General features: G+C 30.6%; 20 protein-coding genes. 19 read left to right on the forward strand and 1 reads right to left on the reverse strand.

The features are described 5' to 3' along the window. The first annotated feature begins 6 nt into the window (after nucleotides 1–6). The 6 genes from AC11VW_RS13245 to AC11VW_RS13270 all read left to right on the forward strand — a co-directional run bounded on the left by AC11VW_RS13245 (nucleotide 7) and on the right by AC11VW_RS13270 (nucleotide 7158). Nucleotides 7–732 (forward strand): FadR/GntR family transcriptional regulator, encoded by a 726-nt coding sequence (locus tag AC11VW_RS13245; protein WP_484301900.1) that lies wholly within the window; start codon nucleotides 7–9, stop codon nucleotides 730–732. Between the two features lie 117 nt (nucleotides 733–849). Next, entirely contained in the window at nucleotides 850–2421 is a 1572-nt protein-coding gene (locus AC11VW_RS13250; protein WP_484301901.1) for an L-lactate permease, read from the forward strand. Between the two features lie 27 nt (nucleotides 2422–2448). Then, nucleotides 2449–3723, forward strand: coding sequence for a nickel-dependent lactate racemase (gene larA, locus AC11VW_RS13255; RefSeq protein WP_484301902.1), 1275 nt, complete (start codon nucleotides 2449–2451; stop codon nucleotides 3721–3723). Between the two features lie 17 nt (nucleotides 3724–3740). After that, complete coding sequence (locus AC11VW_RS13260) at nucleotides 3741–4529, forward strand: electron transfer flavoprotein subunit beta/FixA family protein (RefSeq protein ID WP_484301903.1); 789 nt, start codon at nucleotides 3741–3743, stop codon at nucleotides 4527–4529. A gap of 14 nt (nucleotides 4530–4543) precedes the next feature. After that, the gene (locus AC11VW_RS13265; RefSeq protein ID WP_484301904.1) at nucleotides 4544–5755 is read left to right on the forward strand and encodes an FAD-binding protein; all 1212 of its coding nucleotides are present in this window, start codon (nucleotides 4544–4546) and stop codon (nucleotides 5753–5755) included. Nucleotides 5756–5766: 11 nt separating this feature from the next. Then, a complete protein-coding gene (locus tag AC11VW_RS13270) occupies nucleotides 5767–7158 on the forward strand; it encodes an FAD-binding oxidoreductase (RefSeq protein ID WP_484301905.1) in 1392 nt (463 codons plus the stop codon). Between the two features lie 75 nt (nucleotides 7159–7233). On the opposite strand, the gene AC11VW_RS13275 is transcribed toward AC11VW_RS13270, so the two are convergent. Beyond that, nucleotides 7234–8523 (reverse strand): nucleotidyltransferase, encoded by a 1290-nt coding sequence (locus tag AC11VW_RS13275; RefSeq protein WP_484301906.1) that lies wholly within the window; start codon nucleotides 8521–8523, stop codon nucleotides 7234–7236. A 334-nt stretch (nucleotides 8524–8857) separates the two neighbouring features. Here AC11VW_RS13275 and AC11VW_RS13280 point away from each other — a divergent pair, with 334 nt between their 5' ends. The 13 genes from AC11VW_RS13280 to AC11VW_RS13340 all read left to right on the forward strand — a co-directional run bounded on the left by AC11VW_RS13280 (nucleotide 8858) and on the right by AC11VW_RS13340 (nucleotide 19742). Then, on the forward strand, nucleotides 8858–10054 hold the full coding sequence (locus AC11VW_RS13280; RefSeq protein ID WP_484301907.1) for an acetate/propionate family kinase: 1197 nt from the start codon (nucleotides 8858–8860) through the stop codon (nucleotides 10052–10054). 161 nt (nucleotides 10055–10215) lie between these two features. Continuing rightward, nucleotides 10216–10743: a YceD family protein gene (locus AC11VW_RS13285; protein ID WP_484301908.1), complete on the forward strand. Its 528-nt coding sequence runs from the start codon at nucleotides 10216–10218 to the stop codon at nucleotides 10741–10743. Nucleotides 10744–10756: 13 nt separating this feature from the next. Then, complete coding sequence (gene rpmF, locus AC11VW_RS13290) at nucleotides 10757–10933, forward strand: 50S ribosomal protein L32 (RefSeq protein WP_484301909.1); 177 nt, start codon at nucleotides 10757–10759, stop codon at nucleotides 10931–10933. A 210-nt stretch (nucleotides 10934–11143) separates the two neighbouring features. After that, on the forward strand, nucleotides 11144–11701 hold the full coding sequence (gene fapR / locus AC11VW_RS13295) for a transcription factor FapR (protein WP_484301910.1): 558 nt from the start codon (nucleotides 11144–11146) through the stop codon (nucleotides 11699–11701). An 11-nt stretch (nucleotides 11702–11712) separates the two neighbouring features. Further along, nucleotides 11713–12720 (forward strand): phosphate acyltransferase PlsX, encoded by a 1008-nt coding sequence (gene plsX / locus AC11VW_RS13300; protein WP_484301911.1) that lies wholly within the window; start codon nucleotides 11713–11715, stop codon nucleotides 12718–12720. A gap of 32 nt (nucleotides 12721–12752) precedes the next feature. After that, a complete protein-coding gene (locus tag AC11VW_RS13305; RefSeq protein WP_484301912.1) occupies nucleotides 12753–13757 on the forward strand; it encodes a beta-ketoacyl-ACP synthase III in 1005 nt (334 codons plus the stop codon). Then, nucleotides 13750–14679: an enoyl-[acyl-carrier-protein] reductase FabK gene (gene fabK / locus AC11VW_RS13310; RefSeq protein WP_484301913.1), complete on the forward strand. Its 930-nt coding sequence runs from the start codon at nucleotides 13750–13752 to the stop codon at nucleotides 14677–14679. Before AC11VW_RS13305 ends, fabK begins: the two co-directional genes overlap by 8 nt. Nucleotides 14680–14694: 15 nt before the next feature. Continuing rightward, complete coding sequence (gene fabD, locus AC11VW_RS13315; RefSeq protein ID WP_484301914.1) at nucleotides 14695–15648, forward strand: ACP S-malonyltransferase; 954 nt, start codon at nucleotides 14695–14697, stop codon at nucleotides 15646–15648. Further along, a complete protein-coding gene (fabG, locus tag AC11VW_RS13320; RefSeq protein WP_484301915.1) occupies nucleotides 15645–16394 on the forward strand; it encodes a 3-oxoacyl-[acyl-carrier-protein] reductase in 750 nt (249 codons plus the stop codon). Before fabD ends, fabG begins: the two co-directional genes overlap by 4 nt. Before the next feature lie 226 nt (nucleotides 16395–16620). Beyond that, nucleotides 16621–16845: an acyl carrier protein gene (gene acpP / locus AC11VW_RS13325; RefSeq protein WP_484301916.1), complete on the forward strand. Its 225-nt coding sequence runs from the start codon at nucleotides 16621–16623 to the stop codon at nucleotides 16843–16845. 14 nt (nucleotides 16846–16859) lie between these two features. Beyond that, nucleotides 16860–18095, forward strand: a complete 1236-nt coding sequence (fabF, locus tag AC11VW_RS13330) for a beta-ketoacyl-ACP synthase II (protein ID WP_484301917.1) — start codon at nucleotides 16860–16862, stop codon at nucleotides 18093–18095. Between the two features lie 167 nt (nucleotides 18096–18262). Further along, nucleotides 18263–19231 carry a stage III sporulation protein AA gene (gene spoIIIAA, locus AC11VW_RS13335; RefSeq protein ID WP_484301918.1) on the forward strand — a complete coding sequence of 323 codons (969 nt, stop codon included), beginning with the start codon at nucleotides 18263–18265 and terminating at the stop codon, nucleotides 19229–19231. Continuing rightward, the gene (locus AC11VW_RS13340) at nucleotides 19221–19742 is read left to right on the forward strand and encodes a stage III sporulation protein AB (protein WP_484301919.1); all 522 of its coding nucleotides are present in this window, start codon (nucleotides 19221–19223) and stop codon (nucleotides 19740–19742) included. The genes spoIIIAA and AC11VW_RS13340 overlap by 11 nt, the downstream gene beginning before the upstream one ends. Nucleotide 19743: the final 1 nt, after the last annotated feature.

Genomic DNA, 19743 nt, shown 5'->3' on the forward strand with positions numbered 1-19743 from the left:
AATAAAATGTTTAATAGTATTTCAAGCAAAAAAGTTTATGAACAGGTTATTGAGCAAATACAAGAAAGAATATTAAATGGAGAAATTAAAAAAGGTGATAAGTTACCATCAGAAAGAGAACTATCAGAACAAATGAATGTTAGTAGAACATCTATAAGAGAAGCTATAAGGGTATTAGAGACTATGGGTGTTATTGAAAGTAAGCAAGGCGAAGGTAATTTTATTTGTACAAATATAGAAAAATCATTAATAGAGCCTTTATCTATGATATTTAAGTTAAATGATGGAACTTGGCAAAATATATTAGAATTCAGAGAATTATTAGAACTGCAAACAGTAAAGATTGCAGCTATAAGAGCTACAGAAAAAGAATGTATGGAATTGAAAAATATAATAGATGAAATGAAAGAAGAAACAAATGTTACTTATAACAGTAAAGCGATAGTTTTATTAGATCAAAAATTTCACAATAAATTAGCAAATATAAGTAGTAACTATTTAATTGAGAGTCTTTTTACTATGTCATCTAAATTATTTGAAGTATTTATAGAAGAAGCTAGAGAAAAAATAATAAGTACATATTGGAGTAAAGAAGTATTATTTGAAAAGCATAATGATATATATGAAGCTATAAAAGATAAAAATCCAGATTTAGCTTATGAAAAAATGAAAGACCATATGGATACTATAAGAAAAAGTTATTTAGAAATAAAATTGAAAGAAGATTGTTAATTTTCAGACAATAGTTGATAAATATAATGGTATCTAATATTATTTAGATATAAGTGGTAATACCACTTACCATCATTCAAGTGACCATCATAAAAAAATAAGAAGGGGGGAAGCTTGATGAATGAATATGTATTATTTTTAATAGCCGTAATACCAATTATATGGCTAATAGTATCCTTAGGAGTTATAAAACTACCAGCTCATAAAACATGTCTTTTTACTGCTGTTTTAACATTTATAATAACTCTTATATTCTGGAAGATGCCATTTATGGATGCGGTTACAGCATCTATAGAAGGAATTGCAATTGCGCTATGGCCTATACTTTTAGTTATAGTGGCAGCTTTATTTACTTATAATTTAGCAGTTGAAACCAAAAGTATGGATACTATGAAAACTATGCTATCTAGTATAACTACCGATGACAGAATCCAAGTGCTTATACTAGCGTGGGGATTTGGAGGATTTTTAGAAGCAGTAGCAGGTTATGGAACGGCAGTTGCTATTCCAGCAAGTATACTTGCTTCAATTGGATTCAATCCAGTGTTTGCGGCTATAATATGTCTTATAGCAAACACTGTACCTACAGCATTTGGAGCTATAGGTATACCAGTGACTACATTAGCCGCAGTCACAGGACTAGACGTAATGAGACTAAGTTATTTAACAGCACTTCAACTAGCACCATTCATAATAATAGTACCTTTCGCATTAGTAATATTGACTAAGAAAAGCTTAAAAGCAGTAAAAGGAGTATTTTGGATAACTTTGGCATCAGGAGTAGCTTTTGCTATTCCACAAATATTTATAGCAAAATATTTAGGAGCTGAATTACCAGCACTTGTAGGAAGTTTATGTAGTATGTTAGTTACAATTATTATGGCAAAAGCGATGAAAAGAAAAAATACAGGAGAAATAAACAATGAAGAAATACATAATGAACAATCACAAGATCAATCAGTATTATCTCAAAGTAAAGTTACAACTAAAGAAGGAGTATTAGCTTGGCTTCCATATATGCTTTTATGTATATTAATATTAGCCGCTAGCCCATTATTCCCATCAATAAATCAATTTTTAGCTAATTTTAGTAGTAAAATTCAAATCTATACAGGTGAAGGAGCTTCACCAACATCATTCACATGGATAAACACACCTGGTATGGTAATCATAATATCTACTTTTGTGGCAGGATTAATTCAGAAAGTAAAAATTTCAACAATGGTAAATGTCCTTAAAAGAACAGTCAAGCAATTAAGTAAATCATTTATAACAATAACGTCTATAGTAGCAATATCAAAACTTATGTCCCATAGTGGAATGACAAGTTCTATATCTTTTGGGATAACCGCAATAACAGGTTCATTTTATCCTCTAATATCCCCACTATTAGGTTCAATAGGAACATTTGTAACGGGTAGTGATACATCAGCCAATATATTATTTGGAGGATTGCAAGCAGAAGCAGCGATATCTTTGGGCATAGACCCATATTGGATAGCGGCAGCGAATACTGCAGGTGCTACGGCTGGAAAAATGATTTCGCCTCAGAGTATTGCCATAGCTGCATCGGCTACAGGTCTTATTGGAAAAGAAGGTAAGATATTTAGTGCAACACTTAAGTTTTGTTTAGGATATGTAATCATATTAGGAATACTAGTTTACTTTGGAAGATTTATTGCATTTTAATCAAACGAACGTATTAGGGAGGAAAATATGCCTATTTTAACTGTACCATATTCAAAGAATGGAATGATTTTAGATATTCCAGATGAAAATTTCTCAAAGATATTACAATCAAAAGCGCATGATTATGTAGTAAATAAAACCCAAGAAGAAATAGTAGAGGAGTCTATTGATAATCCGATAGGTTCACAAAAGTTAGAAGAATTAGTTAAAAATAAAAAAAGCGTAGTAATAATAACAAGTGACCATACTAGACCCGTACCGAGCAAAGTTACAATGCCTATAATTTTAAGAAGATTAAGAAAATTAGAACCCGATATAAATATAAAAATTTTAGTAGCAACTGGATTTCATAGACCAAGCACAAGAGAAGAATTAATTTATAAAATGGGTGAAGAGATAGTAAACAATGAAGAGATATTAATGCATATATCTACTGATGAATCTCAAATGGTAAAGGCAGGAGTATTACCATCAGGAGGAGATTTTTATTTAAATAAGCTTGCATATGAAGCAGATATTTTAATAGCAGAAGGCTTTATAGAGCCTCACTTCTTTGCTGGTTTTTCAGGAGGAAGAAAAAGTATATTACCAGGAATAGCATCATCAAAAACTATAATGTATAACCATTGTAGTGACTTTATAGATAGTAAAAATGCAAGAACAGGGAATTTAAAGAATAATCCTATACATGAAGATATGGTTTATGCTGCTAAAGTCGCTAACTTAGCATTTATAGTAAATGTTGTAATAGACCAAGATAAAAAGGTTATAGCTTCTTTTGCAGGAGATGTGGAGGATGCACATACTAAAGGGTGTGAATTTGTAACAAGTTTATCTAAGATAGATTCTCATAAAGCAGATATAGTTGTAAGTACTAATGGAGGTTATCCATTAGATCAAAATATATATCAAGCTGTAAAAGGTATGACAGCAGCAGAAGCTACTTGTAATGAAGGTGGAGTAATAATAATGATTGCTGCATGTAATGATGGTCATGGTGGTCAATCTTTTTATGATAATATAGCCTATGCGAATTCTCCCACACAAGTACTAGAGACAGTAAGGAAAGTTAGTAGAAGTGAAACTGCACCGGATCAATGGGAATTTCAAATATTAGCTAGAATATTAGAAAAATATACAGTAATAATGGTTACAGATCAATGTGATCCAGACATAATAAAAAATATGCATATGAAGCATGCATCGAACTTTAATGAGGCTTTAAAAATGGCACTAGATATAAAAGGTAATGATTCAAAAATAGTAGTTATTCCAGATGGAGTATCTGTAATAGTTAAATAGATAAAGGGGGAGAATCTATGGAAATTTTAACATGTATTAAACAAGTTCCAGGAACTAGTGAAGTAGAAGTTGATGAAAAGACAGGTGTATTAAAAAGAGATGGTGTAGATTCTAAAATGAATCCGTATGATTTATATGCACTAGAAACAGCTCTAAGAATAAAAAAGGAAAAAGGAGCAACTCTAAAAGTAATAACTATGGGGCCTCCGCAAGCTAAGCAAATAATAGAGGAAAGTTTTATGATGGGAGTAGATGAAGGTGCCATAGTAAGTGATAGAAAGTTTGCCGGAGCTGATGTACTTGCAACATCATATACATTATCACAAGGAATTAAAAAAATAGGGAATCCTGATTTAATAATATGTGGAAAGCAAACTACAGATGGGGATACAGCTCAGGTTGGTCCAGAAATAGCAGAGTTCTTAAATATACCTCATGTTACTAATGTAACTAAAATAATAGAAGTTAAAGACAAAAGTATAGTAATAGAAGTTGATATGCCAAATACATTAGAAGTGTGTGAGGTAGAATATCCATGCTTAATAACAGTTGAAAAAGATATATTCCAACCAAGACTACCTTCATTTAAATTGAGATTAAAAACAAAGAATAGAGAAATACCCATGTATAGCCTAGCGGATTTTGAAGATAAAAATGAAGATAATTATGGGTTGAATGGTTCACCAACACAAGTTTTAAGGATCTTCCCTCCTACTTCAAATAACGAGAAAGAAGTTCTAAGAGGAAGTGCAGAAGAAGTAACTGATATTTTGGTAGGTAAATTGAAAGGATTAAAATTAGTGTAAGGGGGGAATAACAAATGTCTAAAATAGTTATAAATCATGAAAAAGTAAAAGATTTTAAAGAAGCTATGGAAGTATGTCCATTTAATGCAATAGAAGTAGTTAACAATAAATTAGAAATAAATGCTGGATGTAAAATGTGTAAGTTATGTGTTAAAAAAGGTCCAAAAGATGTGTTTGAATTTATAGAAGATGTAAAACAAGAAATAAACAAAGATGAGTGGAGAGGAATAACAGTATATGTAGATCATCATGAAGGTGAAATACATCCTGTAACTTATGAACTTATAGGTAAAGCTCGTGAAATGGCAGATAAAATAAATCATCCAGTTTATTGTGTATTTGTTGGTAGTGATATAAAAGATAAATGTGACAAATTGTTATCTTATGGAGTAGATGAAATATTTGTTTACGATGATATAGAATTTGAAAATTTTAGAATAGAACCATATGCTAAAGCAGTAGAAAACTTTATAGAAAACATAAAACCTACAATCATGCTAGTTGGAGGAACTACTTTAGGAAGATCTCTTGCACCAAGACTTGCAGCAAGATTCAAAACAGGTCTTACCGCAGATTGTACGATACTTGATATACAAGAGAATACTGATTTAGACCAAATTAGACCGGCATTTGGCGGTAATATAATGGCTCATATACATACACCAAATAATAGACCGCAATTTGCTACAGTTAGATATAAAATATTCTCAGCACCTGAGCAGATTGAAGATCCAACTGGAAAAGTTACTTTATGTAATATTGAAAAACAAGAATTAACTTCTAAAATAAAAGTTTTAGATATAAAACCAAAAACTAAAGAAGTTGGCCTTGAAGATGCGGAAGTTATAATAGTTGCAAGTAGAGCAATCAAAACACAAGATGATATGGACCTGATTTATAAATTAGCAGATGCATTAGGTGCACAAGTAGCAGGAACAAGACCGTTAATAGAAGCAGGATGGATAGACCCAAGAAAACAAATAGGCCTTAGTGGAAGAACTGTAAAACCAAAACTTATAATAACTTGTGGTGTATCTGGAGCTGTTCAATTTGTTGCAGGTATGCAAGGTTCTGATTATATAGTGGCTATAAATCAAGATGAAAAAGCTCCGATATTTGATGTTGCTCATGTAGCTTTAGTAGGCGATATTTATGAAATAATTCCTAAACTAATAGAGAAGATAGAGCAAAAACAATTAGAAACAGCACTAACAGTAGAAGAATAGGGGGGATAATTATGTATAAGTTAATAGATAAAAATGATATAGATTTTTTAATAAGTGTATGTGGGGAAGAAAATATATTTACAGGTAAAGATATAAGTGAAGATTTTTCACATGATGAATTAGGAGGAGTAGAAAAATATCCAGAAGTGCTTGTTACTGTTAATGAAACAAATCAAATATCTAAAATAATGAAATATGCTCATGAAAATAACATACCAGTAACGCCAAGAGGTCAAGGAACAGGTTTAGTTGGCGCATCAGTAGCAATACATGGTGGAATAATGATGAATTTAAGCAAAATGAACAGAATATTAGAACTAGATGAAGAAAACTTAACATTAACAGTAGAACCAGGAGTACTACTTATGACAATAGGCCAATATGTTCAAGAAAGAGACTTATTTTATCCGCCAGACCCAGGTGAAAAAAGTGCTACAATAGCTGGTAACATAAATACCAATGCAGGTGGTATGAGAGCTGTAAAATACGGGGTAACTAGAGATTATGTAAGGGGATTAGAAGTAGTACTTCCTAATGGCGAAATTGTAAATATAGGAGGGAAAGTAGTTAAGAATAGTTCTGGTTATAGTATAAAAGATTTAATAGTAGGTTCTGAAGGTACATTAGGTATAGTAACTAAAGCAATACTTAGACTATTACCACTTCCTAAAAAGGATATAAGTTTATTAATACCTTTCCCCGATTTATCAGGGGCTATAGAAACTGTACCTAAAATAATAAAATCAAAATCTATACCAACTGCTATAGAATTTATGGAGAGAGACGTAATACTTGCAGCAGAAGAATTTTTAGGTAAAAAATTCCCTGATAATACATCAGATGCATATCTTTTATTGAAATTTGATGGAAATAGTAAAGAAGAGATTGAAAAAGAATATGAAAATGTAGCACATCTTTGTTTAGAAAATGGAGCGTATGATGTATTTATATCAGATACACAAGAAAGAAATGAATCTATATGGTCAGCTAGAGGAGCATTCTTAGAAGCTATAAAAGCATCTACAACAGAAATGGATGAATGTGACGTTGTTGTGCCTAGGGATAAGGTTGCTGAGTTTATAAGATATACTCATGACCTTCAAAAAAAATTAAATGTAAGAATAAAAAGTTTTGGTCATGCAGGAGACGGAAATCTACATGTATATACATTAAGAGATGATATGAATGATGAAACATGGGAAATAAAATTAAAAGAAAGTTTTGATCATATGTATAGAAAATCAAGAGAACTTAGAGGTCAGGTTTCAGGAGAACATGGGATAGGATATGCTAAAAAAGGGTATTTACATGAATCTCAAAGCGAGTCTTATATGGATTTGATAAAAAATATAAAGGTTGCTTTTGATCCTAAAAATATTTTGAATCCTGGTAAGATATGCTAATTATATAATGAAAATAGAGCGCATCTTTAAAATTGCGCTCTACTTATATGTTTAAACTAATAGACGATAATCATATTATTCCATACTACTAGTATTCCTAACATAAATAGGGGATGTATAATAGTCCATAGGACCTTTTAATAAATGTTTATTATTTTTATAATAAATCATATTATACATATTGCTAGCTTTTATATCGTAATCAATCATTGTCTTAAATTTATCATCATCATCCATAGCAAAAGATACATTCGAAAACTTGTTGACTATACTTATTTCAGAATTATTTTTGATGGCTTTTAAAATTTCACGTCCTTTATCATTAAAAGCTAAAATCCTTACATAAGGTATAGGGTTTATATTTTTAACTTTTTCCATATTAGCTTTAGTTATTCCCAAGAGGATATTATTAAGAGTTCGCTTAATTTTAGTTAATGTGTACCTTTTAGATTTTATAGATAACTGTAAATCACTAAGAGTGCTAGCAGTAAAAACGTTTTGATATATTTTATTTTCTATTCCTTCATTAACCTCAAAGTATTTATTTAAAATATTTATATCTCTGAGTACTATAGAATTAATTAGATTAAAATATTCATCATCAAACATAGGTGAAAAGTTATCATTCAATCTAGATTCTAGTCTATTATATGTAGTCTTAGGAACTACGTTATGTATAATAGATAAATCATTATAATCTTTTAATGACTTTCTTATAGCTGTTGCAGAACAGATATTACTATCTATATTCTCAGAGTTATAAGAAGCTGATATTCTAGAAATTGTAAAAGGTTTTATATTACTTTGTAATTTTAGTAGACATTTTATATACTCTAGGCCTAAAATGTTATTAGATGAATTTAATATGGATAAAAGTTTTTCCTTTGAAATATCTAATAAATCATGCTTATAAATATAATCAAACAGAGCTAAACTACGAGCAGTAGGATAAAGCATACCTTCATCTAAGTAACTTCTTAAAAAAACTTTAAATTCATCAGGTTCATCAACTAATATCTTTGAAATTGTATAAAGAATGTCAATATTGCCCTCTTCACTACCAAAACAAATAGAATTTATACAATTTAATGAGTTAAGAGTAGTTACAGCACCATGAGCAAAAAGTTCAGCACTTTGACATGCAAACATAGTTGGTAACTCTATAACTAAATCAACACCATTTTTTACAGCTATTTCAGCACGTGTATATTTATCAAATAAAGCAGGTTCACCTCTTTGTAGAAAGTTACCACTCATTATAGCTACACTATGAGTAGCATTAGTTATTTCTAAAGACTTAGTTAAATGGTACAAGTGACCATTATGAAAAGGATTGTATTCAACTATTAATCCTAGTATGTTCATAAAAATTCTCCTTTGGTTTATTCGAAAATAGAGGTTTTATTAAATATACATAGAAATCTAACTACATATTCTAACAAAATATAATTAATAAATTTAAATAATTATATTATAATATTATAACAAATAGAGAAAAATAATCTATGTTAAGGAAAATATATTATTTTTTTAGTAATATAGATCATTAAACAATATAATTAAATAAACATATATAAGTACTGTACTTTTATAAAAAAAAATGGTATATTAATTTATGTTAAACAATGTCTACTGTATACAATATTAAGCCTAATAGGCTTGTTACATATTATTCATACAATTTTAAGGAGGTATACTAATGAAAATATTAGTATTAAACTGTGGTAGTTCTTCATTAAAATATCAATTAATCGATATGTCAAATGAGGAAGTTTTATGTATAGGATTAGTTGAAAGAATAGGTATAGATGGTTCTATACTTAAGCAAGAAAAAGATGGTGTTGAAGGTAAGTTAGTTGTAGAACAACCAATGAAAAATCATCAAGATGCTATAAAGTTAGTATTAGACGCTGTTGTTGATGCTAAGTTTGGTGGAGTTAAAGAAATAAGTGAAGTAGAAGCTGTAGGACACAGAGTTGTTCATGGTGGTGAAAAGTTCGCAGGATCAGTTGTAATAACTAATGAAGTTAAGGCTGCACTACAAGAGTGTGTTGAATTAGCGCCACTTCACAATCCAGCTAACATAATGGGAATAGAAGCTTGTGAAGCTATACTTCCAGGTGTTCCAATGGTAGGAGTATTTGATACTGCTTTCCATCAAACAATGCCTAAAGAATCTTACTTATATGGTTTACCTCATGAGTTATACACTAAATACGGTGTAAGAAGATACGGATTCCACGGAACTTCTCACAAGTATGTGTCTCAAAGAGCTGCTGAGATGTTAGGAAAAAATATAGAAGATACTAAAATAATAACTTGTCACTTAGGAAATGGAGCTTCTATAGCTGCAATAAAAGGTGGTAAGTGTGTAGATACATCTATGGGATTCACTCCATTAGAAGGATTAATAATGGGTACTAGATGTGGAGATATAGATGCTGCTATATTACCATTCTTAATGGAAAAAGAAGGATTAGATGCTAAAGGATTAAGCGATTTAATGAACAAAAAGTCAGGTGTATACGGAATGACTGGTATATCAAGTGACTTCAGAGATATAGAAGATGGAGCTGCTGCTGGAAATGAATTAGCACAAGTAGCTTTAGTAGCATATGTTCAAAAAGTTAAGAAATATATAGGATCTTATGCTGCAGAAATGAACGGTGTTGACGCTGTTGTATTCACTGCTGGTGTAGGTGAAAATGGAATAGGTATTAGAGCTGATATATCTTCTAACATGGAATTCTTAGGAATGAAGATAGATGAAGATGCTAATAAGGTTAGAGGTAAGGAAAGAGTAATATCTACAGAAGACTCTAAAGTTAAGATATTATTAATACCAACTAACGAAGAATTAGTTATAGCTAGAGATACATTAGGCTTAGTAAAATAATTATAAATGGATATAATATATTGAGGTAGGGTAAAACCTACCTTGAATTATGTCCAATATATATATTGGGTTTTATTTCAAAAATATCTATCAAGTAAAAATACTTGACAAATAAACCACAAATTTGTATAATTAGTTGGTAATGTATTGAGGTGAATTTAATGCAAATAAGTCTAGATAGATTAATTAGAAGAGAAACTGAAGAAATAGACTTGAATTTTTGTCAAAAAGTTGATACTATTAATTATTGTGATGAGAATTACAAATTAGCTTCACCAATAAGTATAAACGGTAAAATCTCAACTACTAAAAGTGGTTTCTACTTAGATGTAGAAGTAGAATTTACACTTCTTGATCCTTGTTCAAGATGTTTAGAAGAGGTAGAAGTACCAATAGAATATTCTATACAAGGTTTTTTAGTTAAAGAAGACTTTGACGAAAATAGTTTTGAAGATGATGATGCGTTTATTTATGATGGAGAATATATAAATCTTACAAGTATAATAGAACAGACATTAGACTTCAAAGTACCAGCAAGAGTTCTTTGTAATGAAAACTGCAAAGGCCTTTGCGCAGGATGCGGAGCAGACTTAAATAAACAAGATTGTTCTTGCAATAAAATCGCGAACGACGAGGAGATTATAGATTCCCGTTTTGCTAAATTAAAAGATATATTTAAAAACGACTAAGGAGGTGGCGTAAATGGCAGTACCAAAGCGTAAAACATCTAAATCAAAAACAAAAATGAGAAGAGCAGCTAACTCAAAAATGGTAGCAACTGGAATAGTAAGTTGCCCACAATGTCATGAGCCAAAATTACCACATAGAATATGTCCAGACTGTGGATATTATAAAGGTAAAGAAGTTGTATCTAACTAATAGCTTCTAAAACATGTAGAGTAATCTACATGTTTTTTTGGTTTAAAAAAGAAATATAGTTAATATTAAAAGAAATCTAAATTAAATAAAATGTTTCATAAAATATCAATTCTAAAAAATAATAATAAAAGTGTTGATAATTTTATTGCAATATTATATACTGGTATTAGTAGCTGGTGCTAATTACAGCTATAAAAACTTGGAGGTAATATGGGAAAGAAAAGCAAAGCCCAAAGACAAAAAGAACTTATTGAAATGCTACAGGCTGACCCTTTCTATACAGATGAAGAACTATCTAGTTTGTTTGAAGTGAGTATACAGACAATAAGATTAGATAGGATGAGTTTAAATATACCGGAACTGAGAGAAAGAGTTAAATCAATCGCAGAGACAGAAAGTTCAAAAGTTAAAACTTTAGGAGCTAAGGAAATTATAGGAGAAATAATTGACTTATCAGTAGGGCAACTAGGAATATCTATGTTAGAAATTACAGAGGATATGCTTTACTCTAAAACTAATACTTTAAAGGATACATATATATTTTCTCTAGCAGACTCATTAGCTATGGCTATAATAGATGCGCCAAAGGTAATTATGAGAGTTGCAAATTTAAAATGCTTGAAATTAATAGAACAAAGAGATAGGCTTATAGCAAAGGCTGAAATTTACAAAAAAGCTGACAAGAAGCATTATATAAAAGTTGTTATTAATAATAAAGCACAAGAACAGATATTTAGAGGAAAATTTATATTTGAAGAATTAGATTAGGAGGAAGAATTATGAAAATAGTAATAGATGGTATGGGTGGAGATAATGCACCTAAATCTAACGTAGAGGGTGCTATAAGTGCCATAAAAGAATACAATGTTGATTTAATAATCACTGGAGATAAATATATGTTAGAAAAGGAATTTTCTAATTATGAATTTGATAGAAATAAGTTAGAAATAGTTCATACTACCGAAATTATAGAAAATGAAGATAAGCCTGTGAAAGCTATTAGATCTAAAAAAGATTCATCTATGGTTGTCGCTTTAAAACTTGTAAAAGAAGGTAAGGCAGATGCAATTATATCAGCTGGTAACACAGGAGCATTACTTGCAGGAGGATTATTTGTAGTAGGTAGAATAAAAGGTATAGATAGACCTTGTTTATGTCCTGCTATACCTAATGTAGAAAGAGGGATGACTCTTATAGCAGATGGTGGAGCTAATGCAGATTGTAAATCTAGAAATCTAGTAGAATTTGCAGCTATGAGTAATATATATGCAAAAAAAGTTTTAAATATAGATAGTCCAAAAGTAGCATTAGCGAATGTGGGCATAGAAGAAGGTAAAGGAAACGATTTAGTAAAAAAAGCTTATGAAGAGCTTAAAAATATAGATTTGAATTTTATAGGAAATGTAGAAGCAAGAGATGTAATAAATGCATATACAGATATAATTGTTTGTGACGGATTTACAGGGAATATATTATTAAAATCTGCAGAAGGTGTAGCAATGTCTGTTATGAGCTTGCTAAAAGAAGCATTTTTAGCTAGCACAAAAGGAAAAATAGGAGCAATGCTTTTGAAAAATGATTTGAGAAAGTTAAAAAGCTTTATGGATTATGCAGAATATGGAGGCGCACCACTTTTAGGAGTTAATGGTGGTGTTATAAAGGCACATGGAACTTCTGACTCAAGAGCTATAAAAAATGCTATAAATCAAGGAATCAAATTTGCAAAAGGAAATGTTATTAAAGATATAGAAGAGTTTATAAAAACTGTTGAAAAAGATAAAGAATAAAAATAGACTCGTTTTGGAGGTTTAAATTATATATGAACAAAAAAGTTGGTATATTAGGGGTAGGAAGCTATTTACCGAATAAGGTGATAGATAATTTTTACTTTGAAAAAATAATGGACACAAGTGATGAGTGGATAAAAACTAGAACTGGAATAAGTGAAAGAAGAATGGCAGATGAAAATGAAACTACTTCAGATTTGTCTACAAAAGCAGCGCTAAATGCAATAAAGTGCGCAAATTTAACTCCCGAAGATATAGACTTAATAATTGTAGCTACAGCAACTCCGGATATGTCATTTCCAGCAACAGCATGTATAGTACAAGAAAATATAGGCGCGACTAATGCAGCTGCATTTGATATATCAGTAGCATGTTCAGGCTTTATATATGGTATTACTATAGCTAAACAATTTATTGAAACTAAAATGTATAAAAACGTTCTTGTAATAGGTGCAGAAGTTCTTTCAAGAGTTTTAGATTATAATGATAGATCTACTGCAATACTATTTGGCGATGGTGCAGGTGCAGTTGTAATAGGAAATGTTGATGAAGGTGGAATATTATCTACATACATAGGTTCCGATGGAAAAGGTAAAGACGTTCTAAGCCTACCAGTTGGAGATTCTAAAATTCCGACCAGCGAAAAGACAGTAGAAAATACATTACGCGCTATAACAATGTCAGGAAATGACGTATATAAGTTTGCAGTAAGAATAATGGAGGAAGCATCATTAAAAGCCCTTGAAATGGCAAACTTAGATGCAACTGAAATAGACTGCCTTATACCACATCAAGCTAATATTAGAATAATAGAAGCATCAGCAAAAAGGCTAAATTTAGATATAGATAAAGTTTATGTTAATCTGAATAAATATGGAAATATGTCAGCGGCATCAATTCCTGTTGCGCTGGATGAAGCATATAGACAAGGAAAGATAGACAAAGGTGACAATGTAGTTTTAGTAGGATTTGGTGGCGGACTAACTTGGGGCGCTTCAGTAATAAATTGGAGTATACAAGGAGGAATAAATGAATAAAATTTGTAAATTATTAAATATAAAATACCCAATAATTCAAGGCGGCATGGCTTGGGTAGCAGATTCTTCTTTAGCAAGTGCAGTTTCAAATGCAGGTGGCCTTGGTCTTATTGCAGGAGGAAATGCACCTAAGGAAATTATAAAAGAACAGATACGTAAGTGTAGAGAGCTAACAGATAAGCCGTTTGGTGTAAATGTTATGCTATTGTCTCCATTTGCAGATGAAATAATAGATTTGATAATAGAAGAAAAAATACCAGTAATAACAACTGGAGCAGGTAATCCTGCAAAGTATATAGATAGACTAAAAGAAGCTGGAGTCAAAGTAATTCCAGTAGTACCGAGTATAGCTTTAGCTCAGCGAATGGAAAAGTTAGGAGCAGATGCTATAATAGTTGAAGGTACAGAAGCTGGTGGACATGTAGGAGAATTAACTACAATGGTTCTTACTCCTCAAGTTGTTGATTCTGTTAATATACCTGTAATAGCAGCAGGAGGAATTGCAGATGGAAGAGGGATTGTTGCAGCTTTTGCACTAGGGGCAAAAGGTGTTCAAATAGGAACTAGATTTATATGTAGTGATGAGTGTAATGTACATGAAAACTATAAAAATATGGTTTTAAAATCAAAAGATAGAGATGCTATAGTAACTGGTAGAAGCACAGGACACCCAGTTAGAACTTTAAAAAATAAGTTAGCTAAAGAAATACTAAACATGGAAAAAGAAGGTCAACCAGCAGAAGAAATAGATAAAAGAGGTATAGGTTCTCTAAGAGTAGCTACAGTAGATGGAGATATACATAATGGTTCTTTTATGGCAGGACAGATAGCATCAATTATAAAAGACATAAAACCTTGTAAAGAAATTCTTGAGGATATGGTAAGTCAAGCAAAAAACATCATGCCAAATATAGAGCTATAAAATAGGAGGTATTTTATGGGAAAGATAGCATTAGTATTTCCTGGCCAAGGTTCACAATATGTAGGAATGGCAAAGGATATATATGAAAGTAATGAAACGGCTAAAAGAGTAATAGATAAAGCATGTGATGCTTTAGAGATAGATTTAAAAAACATAATGTTTGAAGGTAGCGATGAGGAGTTATCAAAAACAGAAAATACTCAACCAGCTATAGTAACGCATAGTATAGCAGTTCTAGAAGCACTAAATGAAAAGATAGACTTAAAGTATGATGCATGTCTAGGATTATCTCTAGGAGAATATAGTGCATTAGTTGCAGCAGATGCTATTGATTTTAAAGATGCCGTATCTTTAGTTAAAAAAAGAGGCAGGTTTATGCAAGAAACTGTGCCTGTAGGTGAAGGCGCTATGGCTGCAATACTAGGATTAGATAGAGATAAGGTAGAAAATACTATAAAGAGTATAGAAAATGGGATTGTTGAAGTTGCAAATTATAATTCTCCAGGTCAGATAGTAATATCTGGACAAAGTGACAAAATAGATGAGGCAATGATAAAGTTGAAGGAAAATGGTGCTAAAAGAGTTGTAAAATTAAATGTAAGTGGACCATTCCATTCATCAATGTTAAAGGATGCTGGAAATAAATTATCTAAAGAGTTAGATAAAGTAAGCTTAAGTAAGCCTAAGGTATCAGTGCTTTCAAATGTTAATGCTAAATATTATGAAGACGAAGGAAAAGAGTTACTTATAAAGCAAGTTAGCTCTTCAGTACTTTGGGAAGATTCTATAGAAAGATTATTAGATGAAGGATATGATACTTTTATAGAAATAGGGCCAGGAAAGACATTAAAAAGTTTCATAAAAAAGATATCTTCAAACAAAAAAATGGATGTAAATATTTACAATATAGATGATGCAGATTCATTAGATGAATTTGTGAAAGTTTACAGAAATGGAGAGATTGTATGATAAATTTAAATGGAAAAGTGGCTATAGTTACTGGAGGTTCTAGAGGTATAGGAAAAGAAGTAGCTAAAAAATTAGCAACTCTTGGAACAAACTTGGTTATAAACTATACATCAAAAGAAGAAGAAGCGCTAAAAACTAAAGCTGAAATAGAAGATTTAGGAGTAAAATGTATAACTTTAAAATGTGATGTATCAAAATCTGAAGAAGTTAATCAAATGATAGATTCGGCATTAAAAGAATTTGGTCAAATAGATATACTAGTAAACAATGCAGGTATAACTAAAGATGGTTTACTTATGAGAATGAAAGAAGAAGATTTTGATAAGGTTATAGAAATAAACCTAAAGGGTGTGTTTAACTGTACTAAAGCAGTAATTAAACCCATGATGAAAAGTAAATATGGAAAAATAATAAATATGGCATCTGTTGTAGGTGTTATAGGAAATGCAGGACAAGCGAATTATTGTGCATCAAAAGCTGGAGTAATAGGATTTACTAAATCAGCAGCAAGAGAGTTAGCATCAAGAAATATAAATATAAATGCAATTGCACCGGGGTTTATAGACACAGATATGACTAAGGTATTAAGTGATGATATAAAGCAAAGTATGTTAAATAATATTCCTAAAAATGCTTTTGGAAAGCCAGAAGATGTAGCTAATGTAGTAGCATTTTTAGCTAGTGATATGTCAAGTTATGTTACAGGTCAGGTTATAAATGTAGATGGTGGAATGGTAATGCAATAAAAATAATTTAAGTTTTAAAATTATTACTCTTATAAGCTTGAAGTAGTTAGCCAATACATTGTTCAAGCAACAGACCTGTTTCTTAAGGTTATTAGCGACATGAACGAAGCAAATTTTTCATAAAAAATAAGTATAAAGAGTAATAGTTATATAAATATATATTTAAAAATTTTTAAAATAAATTAAAATTATAAAACTATAATTAAAAATTCAGGAGGAAATAAATATGTTTAATCAAGTTGTAGAAATAGTAAGAGAGCAATTAAGTGTTGAGGATAAAGAAATAACAATGGAAACTTCTTTAATGAAAGATTTAGAAGCAGATTCATTAGACGCAGTAGAAATAATAATGGCATTAGAAGATGAGTTTAACATTGAAATACCAGATACTGAAGCTGAAAACTTTAAATGTATAGGTGACATAGTTAAATATATAGAAGCTAATAAATAGTGGAGGTATTCTCTATGAAAAAGAGAGTTGTAATAACAGGTCTTGGGTGTGTTACACCTGTAGGAAATGGAAAAGAAGAATTTTGGAATAATATTAAATCTGGTGTGTGTGGAATAGACACTGTAACTAGATTTGATGCTAGTAATTTTCAATCACAGATGGCTGGAGAAGTTAAAAATTTTAATGCTGAAGATTATATAAATAAAAAAGAAGTTAAAAGATTAGATAGGTTTACTCAATACGCAGTAGCTTCTGCAAAGATGGCAGTAGATGATGCCAATCTTGATTTAGATACTATTAACAAAGAACGTATGGGGGTTATAATAGGAACAGGTATAGGTGGAGTTGCAACTATAGAAGAACAACACACGATACTTTTAAACAAAGGAAATAAGAGAGTAAGTCCATTCTTTGTTCCTATGATGATAGGAAATATGGCAGCTGGTCAGGTTTCTATATTTTTAGGAGCTAAAGGACCTAATACTAATGTATGTACTGCTTGTGCATCGGGTACACATTCAATAGGAGATGCTTTTAAAGTTATTCAAAGAGGAGATGCTAGTGTTATGGTAGCTGGAGGTAGCGAAGCGCCTATAACAGCTCTTGCTTTTTCAGGGTTCTGTAATATGAAAGCAATGTCTACTAGAAATGATGATCCTAAAACTGCATCAAGACCATTTGATAAAGACAGAGATGGATTTGTAATGGGAGAAGGTGCTGGAATTCTTATATTAGAAGAATTAGAGCATGCATTAAATAGAAATGCTAAGATATACGCTGAAGTTGTAGGATATGGAGCAACAGCAGATGCTTATCATATGACTACGCCAGCAGAAGGTGGAGAAGGTGCAACTCGTGCTATGCAAATGGCATTAAAAGATGGAAATGTACCTTTAGATGAAGTGGATTACATAAATGCACATGGAACATCTACACCATATAATGATAGATTAGAAACTCAAGCTATAAAAAATGTTTTTGGTGATAAAGCATATGATTTATGCGTTTCATCAACAAAATCTATGACAGGACATTTATTAGGTGCATCAGGCGCTATTGAAGCAGTAGTTTGTGCTATGAGTATAGAAGATAATTTTATACCTCCAACTATAAATGTTCAAGAAGTTGATGAAGAGCTTGACTTAGATTATGTACTAGATACTGGTAAAGAAAGAGAAGTTAGATATGCACTGTCAAATTCTTTAGGATTTGGTGGTCATAATGCAACTATAGTTCTAAAAAAATATTAATCAATCTAAAAGAGTCTTCCTATGAAAATAGGGAGCTTTTTTAGATTGATTAAGTATAATAAGGCAATATTATTTATAAAAAAGAAGTCTAATGACTTCTTTTTTTTGTAATATTTTTCATAACTCATTAATAGAATAGTTATATAAACAAAAGAGGAGGACAAGGTATGAATAAACTTAGTGATGAAATAGTTAACTCATTATCAATTAATCTAAGAGAAAAAATTAAAAAAATTTCAATGGACAATATAAATATAGAAGAAATTAGACTTCGTTCTCAAAAGCCACTTATATTAAATGCAAATAATAAAGATTATTTTTATAATCTAAATTCAAACAAATTAGACACAAAAATGGATAATTCATATATCGTTAGTAAAGAAGATGTAGAGCAAACTTTCCAGATAATATGTAAATATTCTATTCACTCATTCATGGATGATATTAAAAAAGGATTTATAACTCTTAGAGGTGGACATAGAGTAGGATTGGTTGGAAAAGCAATAGTAGAAGATGGACAAGTTAAAAATATAAAGCATATATCATCATTAAACATAAGGGTTTCTAGAGAAATCATAGGATGTTCAAATAAAGTTTTACCTCACATAATAAAAGGAGACAACCAAGTAAATAACACGTTAATAATTTCACCACCCCAATGTGGGAAAACAACTTTAATTAGAGATATAGTAAGAAATTTAAGTAATGGAAATAAAGAATATGGATTTAAAGGAATAAAAGTAGCTTTGATAGATGAGCGAAATGAAATTTCAGGGTCTTATTTAGGTTCACCCCAAATGGATGTAGGAATAAGAACTGATATAATAGAGACTTGTCCAAAGAACCTAGGAATTATGATGCTTTTAAGGTCTATGTCACCAAATCTTATAGTAACAGATGAAATAGGTAATATAGATGAAATAAACGCCTTATATACGGCTTTAAATGGCGGTGTAAGCTTGATTACAACTGTACATGGGGATTCTATTGAAGATATCAGAAATAGAAAGGAATTAAGCCAATTATTAGAGGAAGATTTATTTAAAAAAGTGATAATATTATCGGCTAAAAAAGGACCTGGAACAATAGAAAAAATATATGATTTAGAAGAAAAGAGATGGTATTTTGCAAATTAAAATAATTATAATAGGAATCTTAGTAGCTTGTAGCTACTTGATAGGTGAATATATTTACAAAGCTTATACAAATAGACATAAACAGGTAAATGATCTCATAAGAATATTAGAGATAATAAGGATGGATTTGTCCTTTGGGATGTATACATTAGAAGAAATCTTCAAAAGAGTTGGAGATAAAACAGAATACTGTACTTCTAATTTTTTTAAGAAAGTAGAAGACGAGCTACATAACAACCAAAGTAAAGTGCTAGACGAAATTTTAAATGACAATATACAGATGTTGATAAAAGAAACGTATTTAGAAGAGAAGGAGGTTGATGAATTAAAAAAACTTATACTTACATTGGGGAAAAGTGATATAGAATCTCAAACTAGAATGATTGATTTATCTATTGAAAATCTAAAAAAACTAACAAGTGAAACAAAAGAAGATATAGATAAAAAGGGCCAGGTTTATAGAAAATTATCTACAGTTATAGGATTAGTAATAGGAATAATTTTGATATAGG

This window comes from Romboutsia sp. (assembly GCF_056995035.1).

Excerpts from the sequence above, each read along its gene's own strand:
- AC11VW_RS13245 (WP_484301900.1), top strand. The coding sequence starts at position 7 with ATGTTTAATAGTATTTCAAGCAAAAAAGTTTATGAACAGGTTATTGAG.
- AC11VW_RS13250 (WP_484301901.1), top strand. The coding sequence starts at position 850 with ATGAATGAATATGTATTATTTTTAATAGCCGTAATACCAATTATATGG.
- larA (WP_484301902.1), top strand. The coding sequence starts at position 2,449 with ATGCCTATTTTAACTGTACCATATTCAAAGAATGGAATGATTTTAGAT.
- AC11VW_RS13260 (WP_484301903.1), top strand. The coding sequence starts at position 3,741 with ATGGAAATTTTAACATGTATTAAACAAGTTCCAGGAACTAGTGAAGTA.
- AC11VW_RS13265 (WP_484301904.1), top strand. The coding sequence starts at position 4,544 with ATGTCTAAAATAGTTATAAATCATGAAAAAGTAAAAGATTTTAAAGAA.
- AC11VW_RS13270 (WP_484301905.1), top strand. The coding sequence starts at position 5,767 with ATGTATAAGTTAATAGATAAAAATGATATAGATTTTTTAATAAGTGTA.
- AC11VW_RS13275 (WP_484301906.1), bottom strand. The coding sequence starts at position 8,523 with ATGAACATACTAGGATTAATAGTTGAATACAATCCTTTTCATAATGGT.
- AC11VW_RS13280 (WP_484301907.1), top strand. The coding sequence starts at position 8,858 with ATGAAAATATTAGTATTAAACTGTGGTAGTTCTTCATTAAAATATCAA.
- AC11VW_RS13285 (WP_484301908.1), top strand. The coding sequence starts at position 10,216 with ATGCAAATAAGTCTAGATAGATTAATTAGAAGAGAAACTGAAGAAATA.
- rpmF (WP_484301909.1), top strand. The coding sequence starts at position 10,757 with ATGGCAGTACCAAAGCGTAAAACATCTAAATCAAAAACAAAAATGAGA.
- fapR (WP_484301910.1), top strand. The coding sequence starts at position 11,144 with ATGGGAAAGAAAAGCAAAGCCCAAAGACAAAAAGAACTTATTGAAATG.
- plsX (WP_484301911.1), top strand. The coding sequence starts at position 11,713 with ATGAAAATAGTAATAGATGGTATGGGTGGAGATAATGCACCTAAATCT.
- AC11VW_RS13305 (WP_484301912.1), top strand. The coding sequence starts at position 12,753 with ATGAACAAAAAAGTTGGTATATTAGGGGTAGGAAGCTATTTACCGAAT.
- fabK (WP_484301913.1), top strand. The coding sequence starts at position 13,750 with ATGAATAAAATTTGTAAATTATTAAATATAAAATACCCAATAATTCAA.
- fabD (WP_484301914.1), top strand. The coding sequence starts at position 14,695 with ATGGGAAAGATAGCATTAGTATTTCCTGGCCAAGGTTCACAATATGTA.
- fabG (WP_484301915.1), top strand. The coding sequence starts at position 15,645 with ATGATAAATTTAAATGGAAAAGTGGCTATAGTTACTGGAGGTTCTAGA.
- acpP (WP_484301916.1), top strand. The coding sequence starts at position 16,621 with ATGTTTAATCAAGTTGTAGAAATAGTAAGAGAGCAATTAAGTGTTGAG.
- fabF (WP_484301917.1), top strand. The coding sequence starts at position 16,860 with ATGAAAAAGAGAGTTGTAATAACAGGTCTTGGGTGTGTTACACCTGTA.
- spoIIIAA (WP_484301918.1), top strand. The coding sequence starts at position 18,263 with ATGAATAAACTTAGTGATGAAATAGTTAACTCATTATCAATTAATCTA.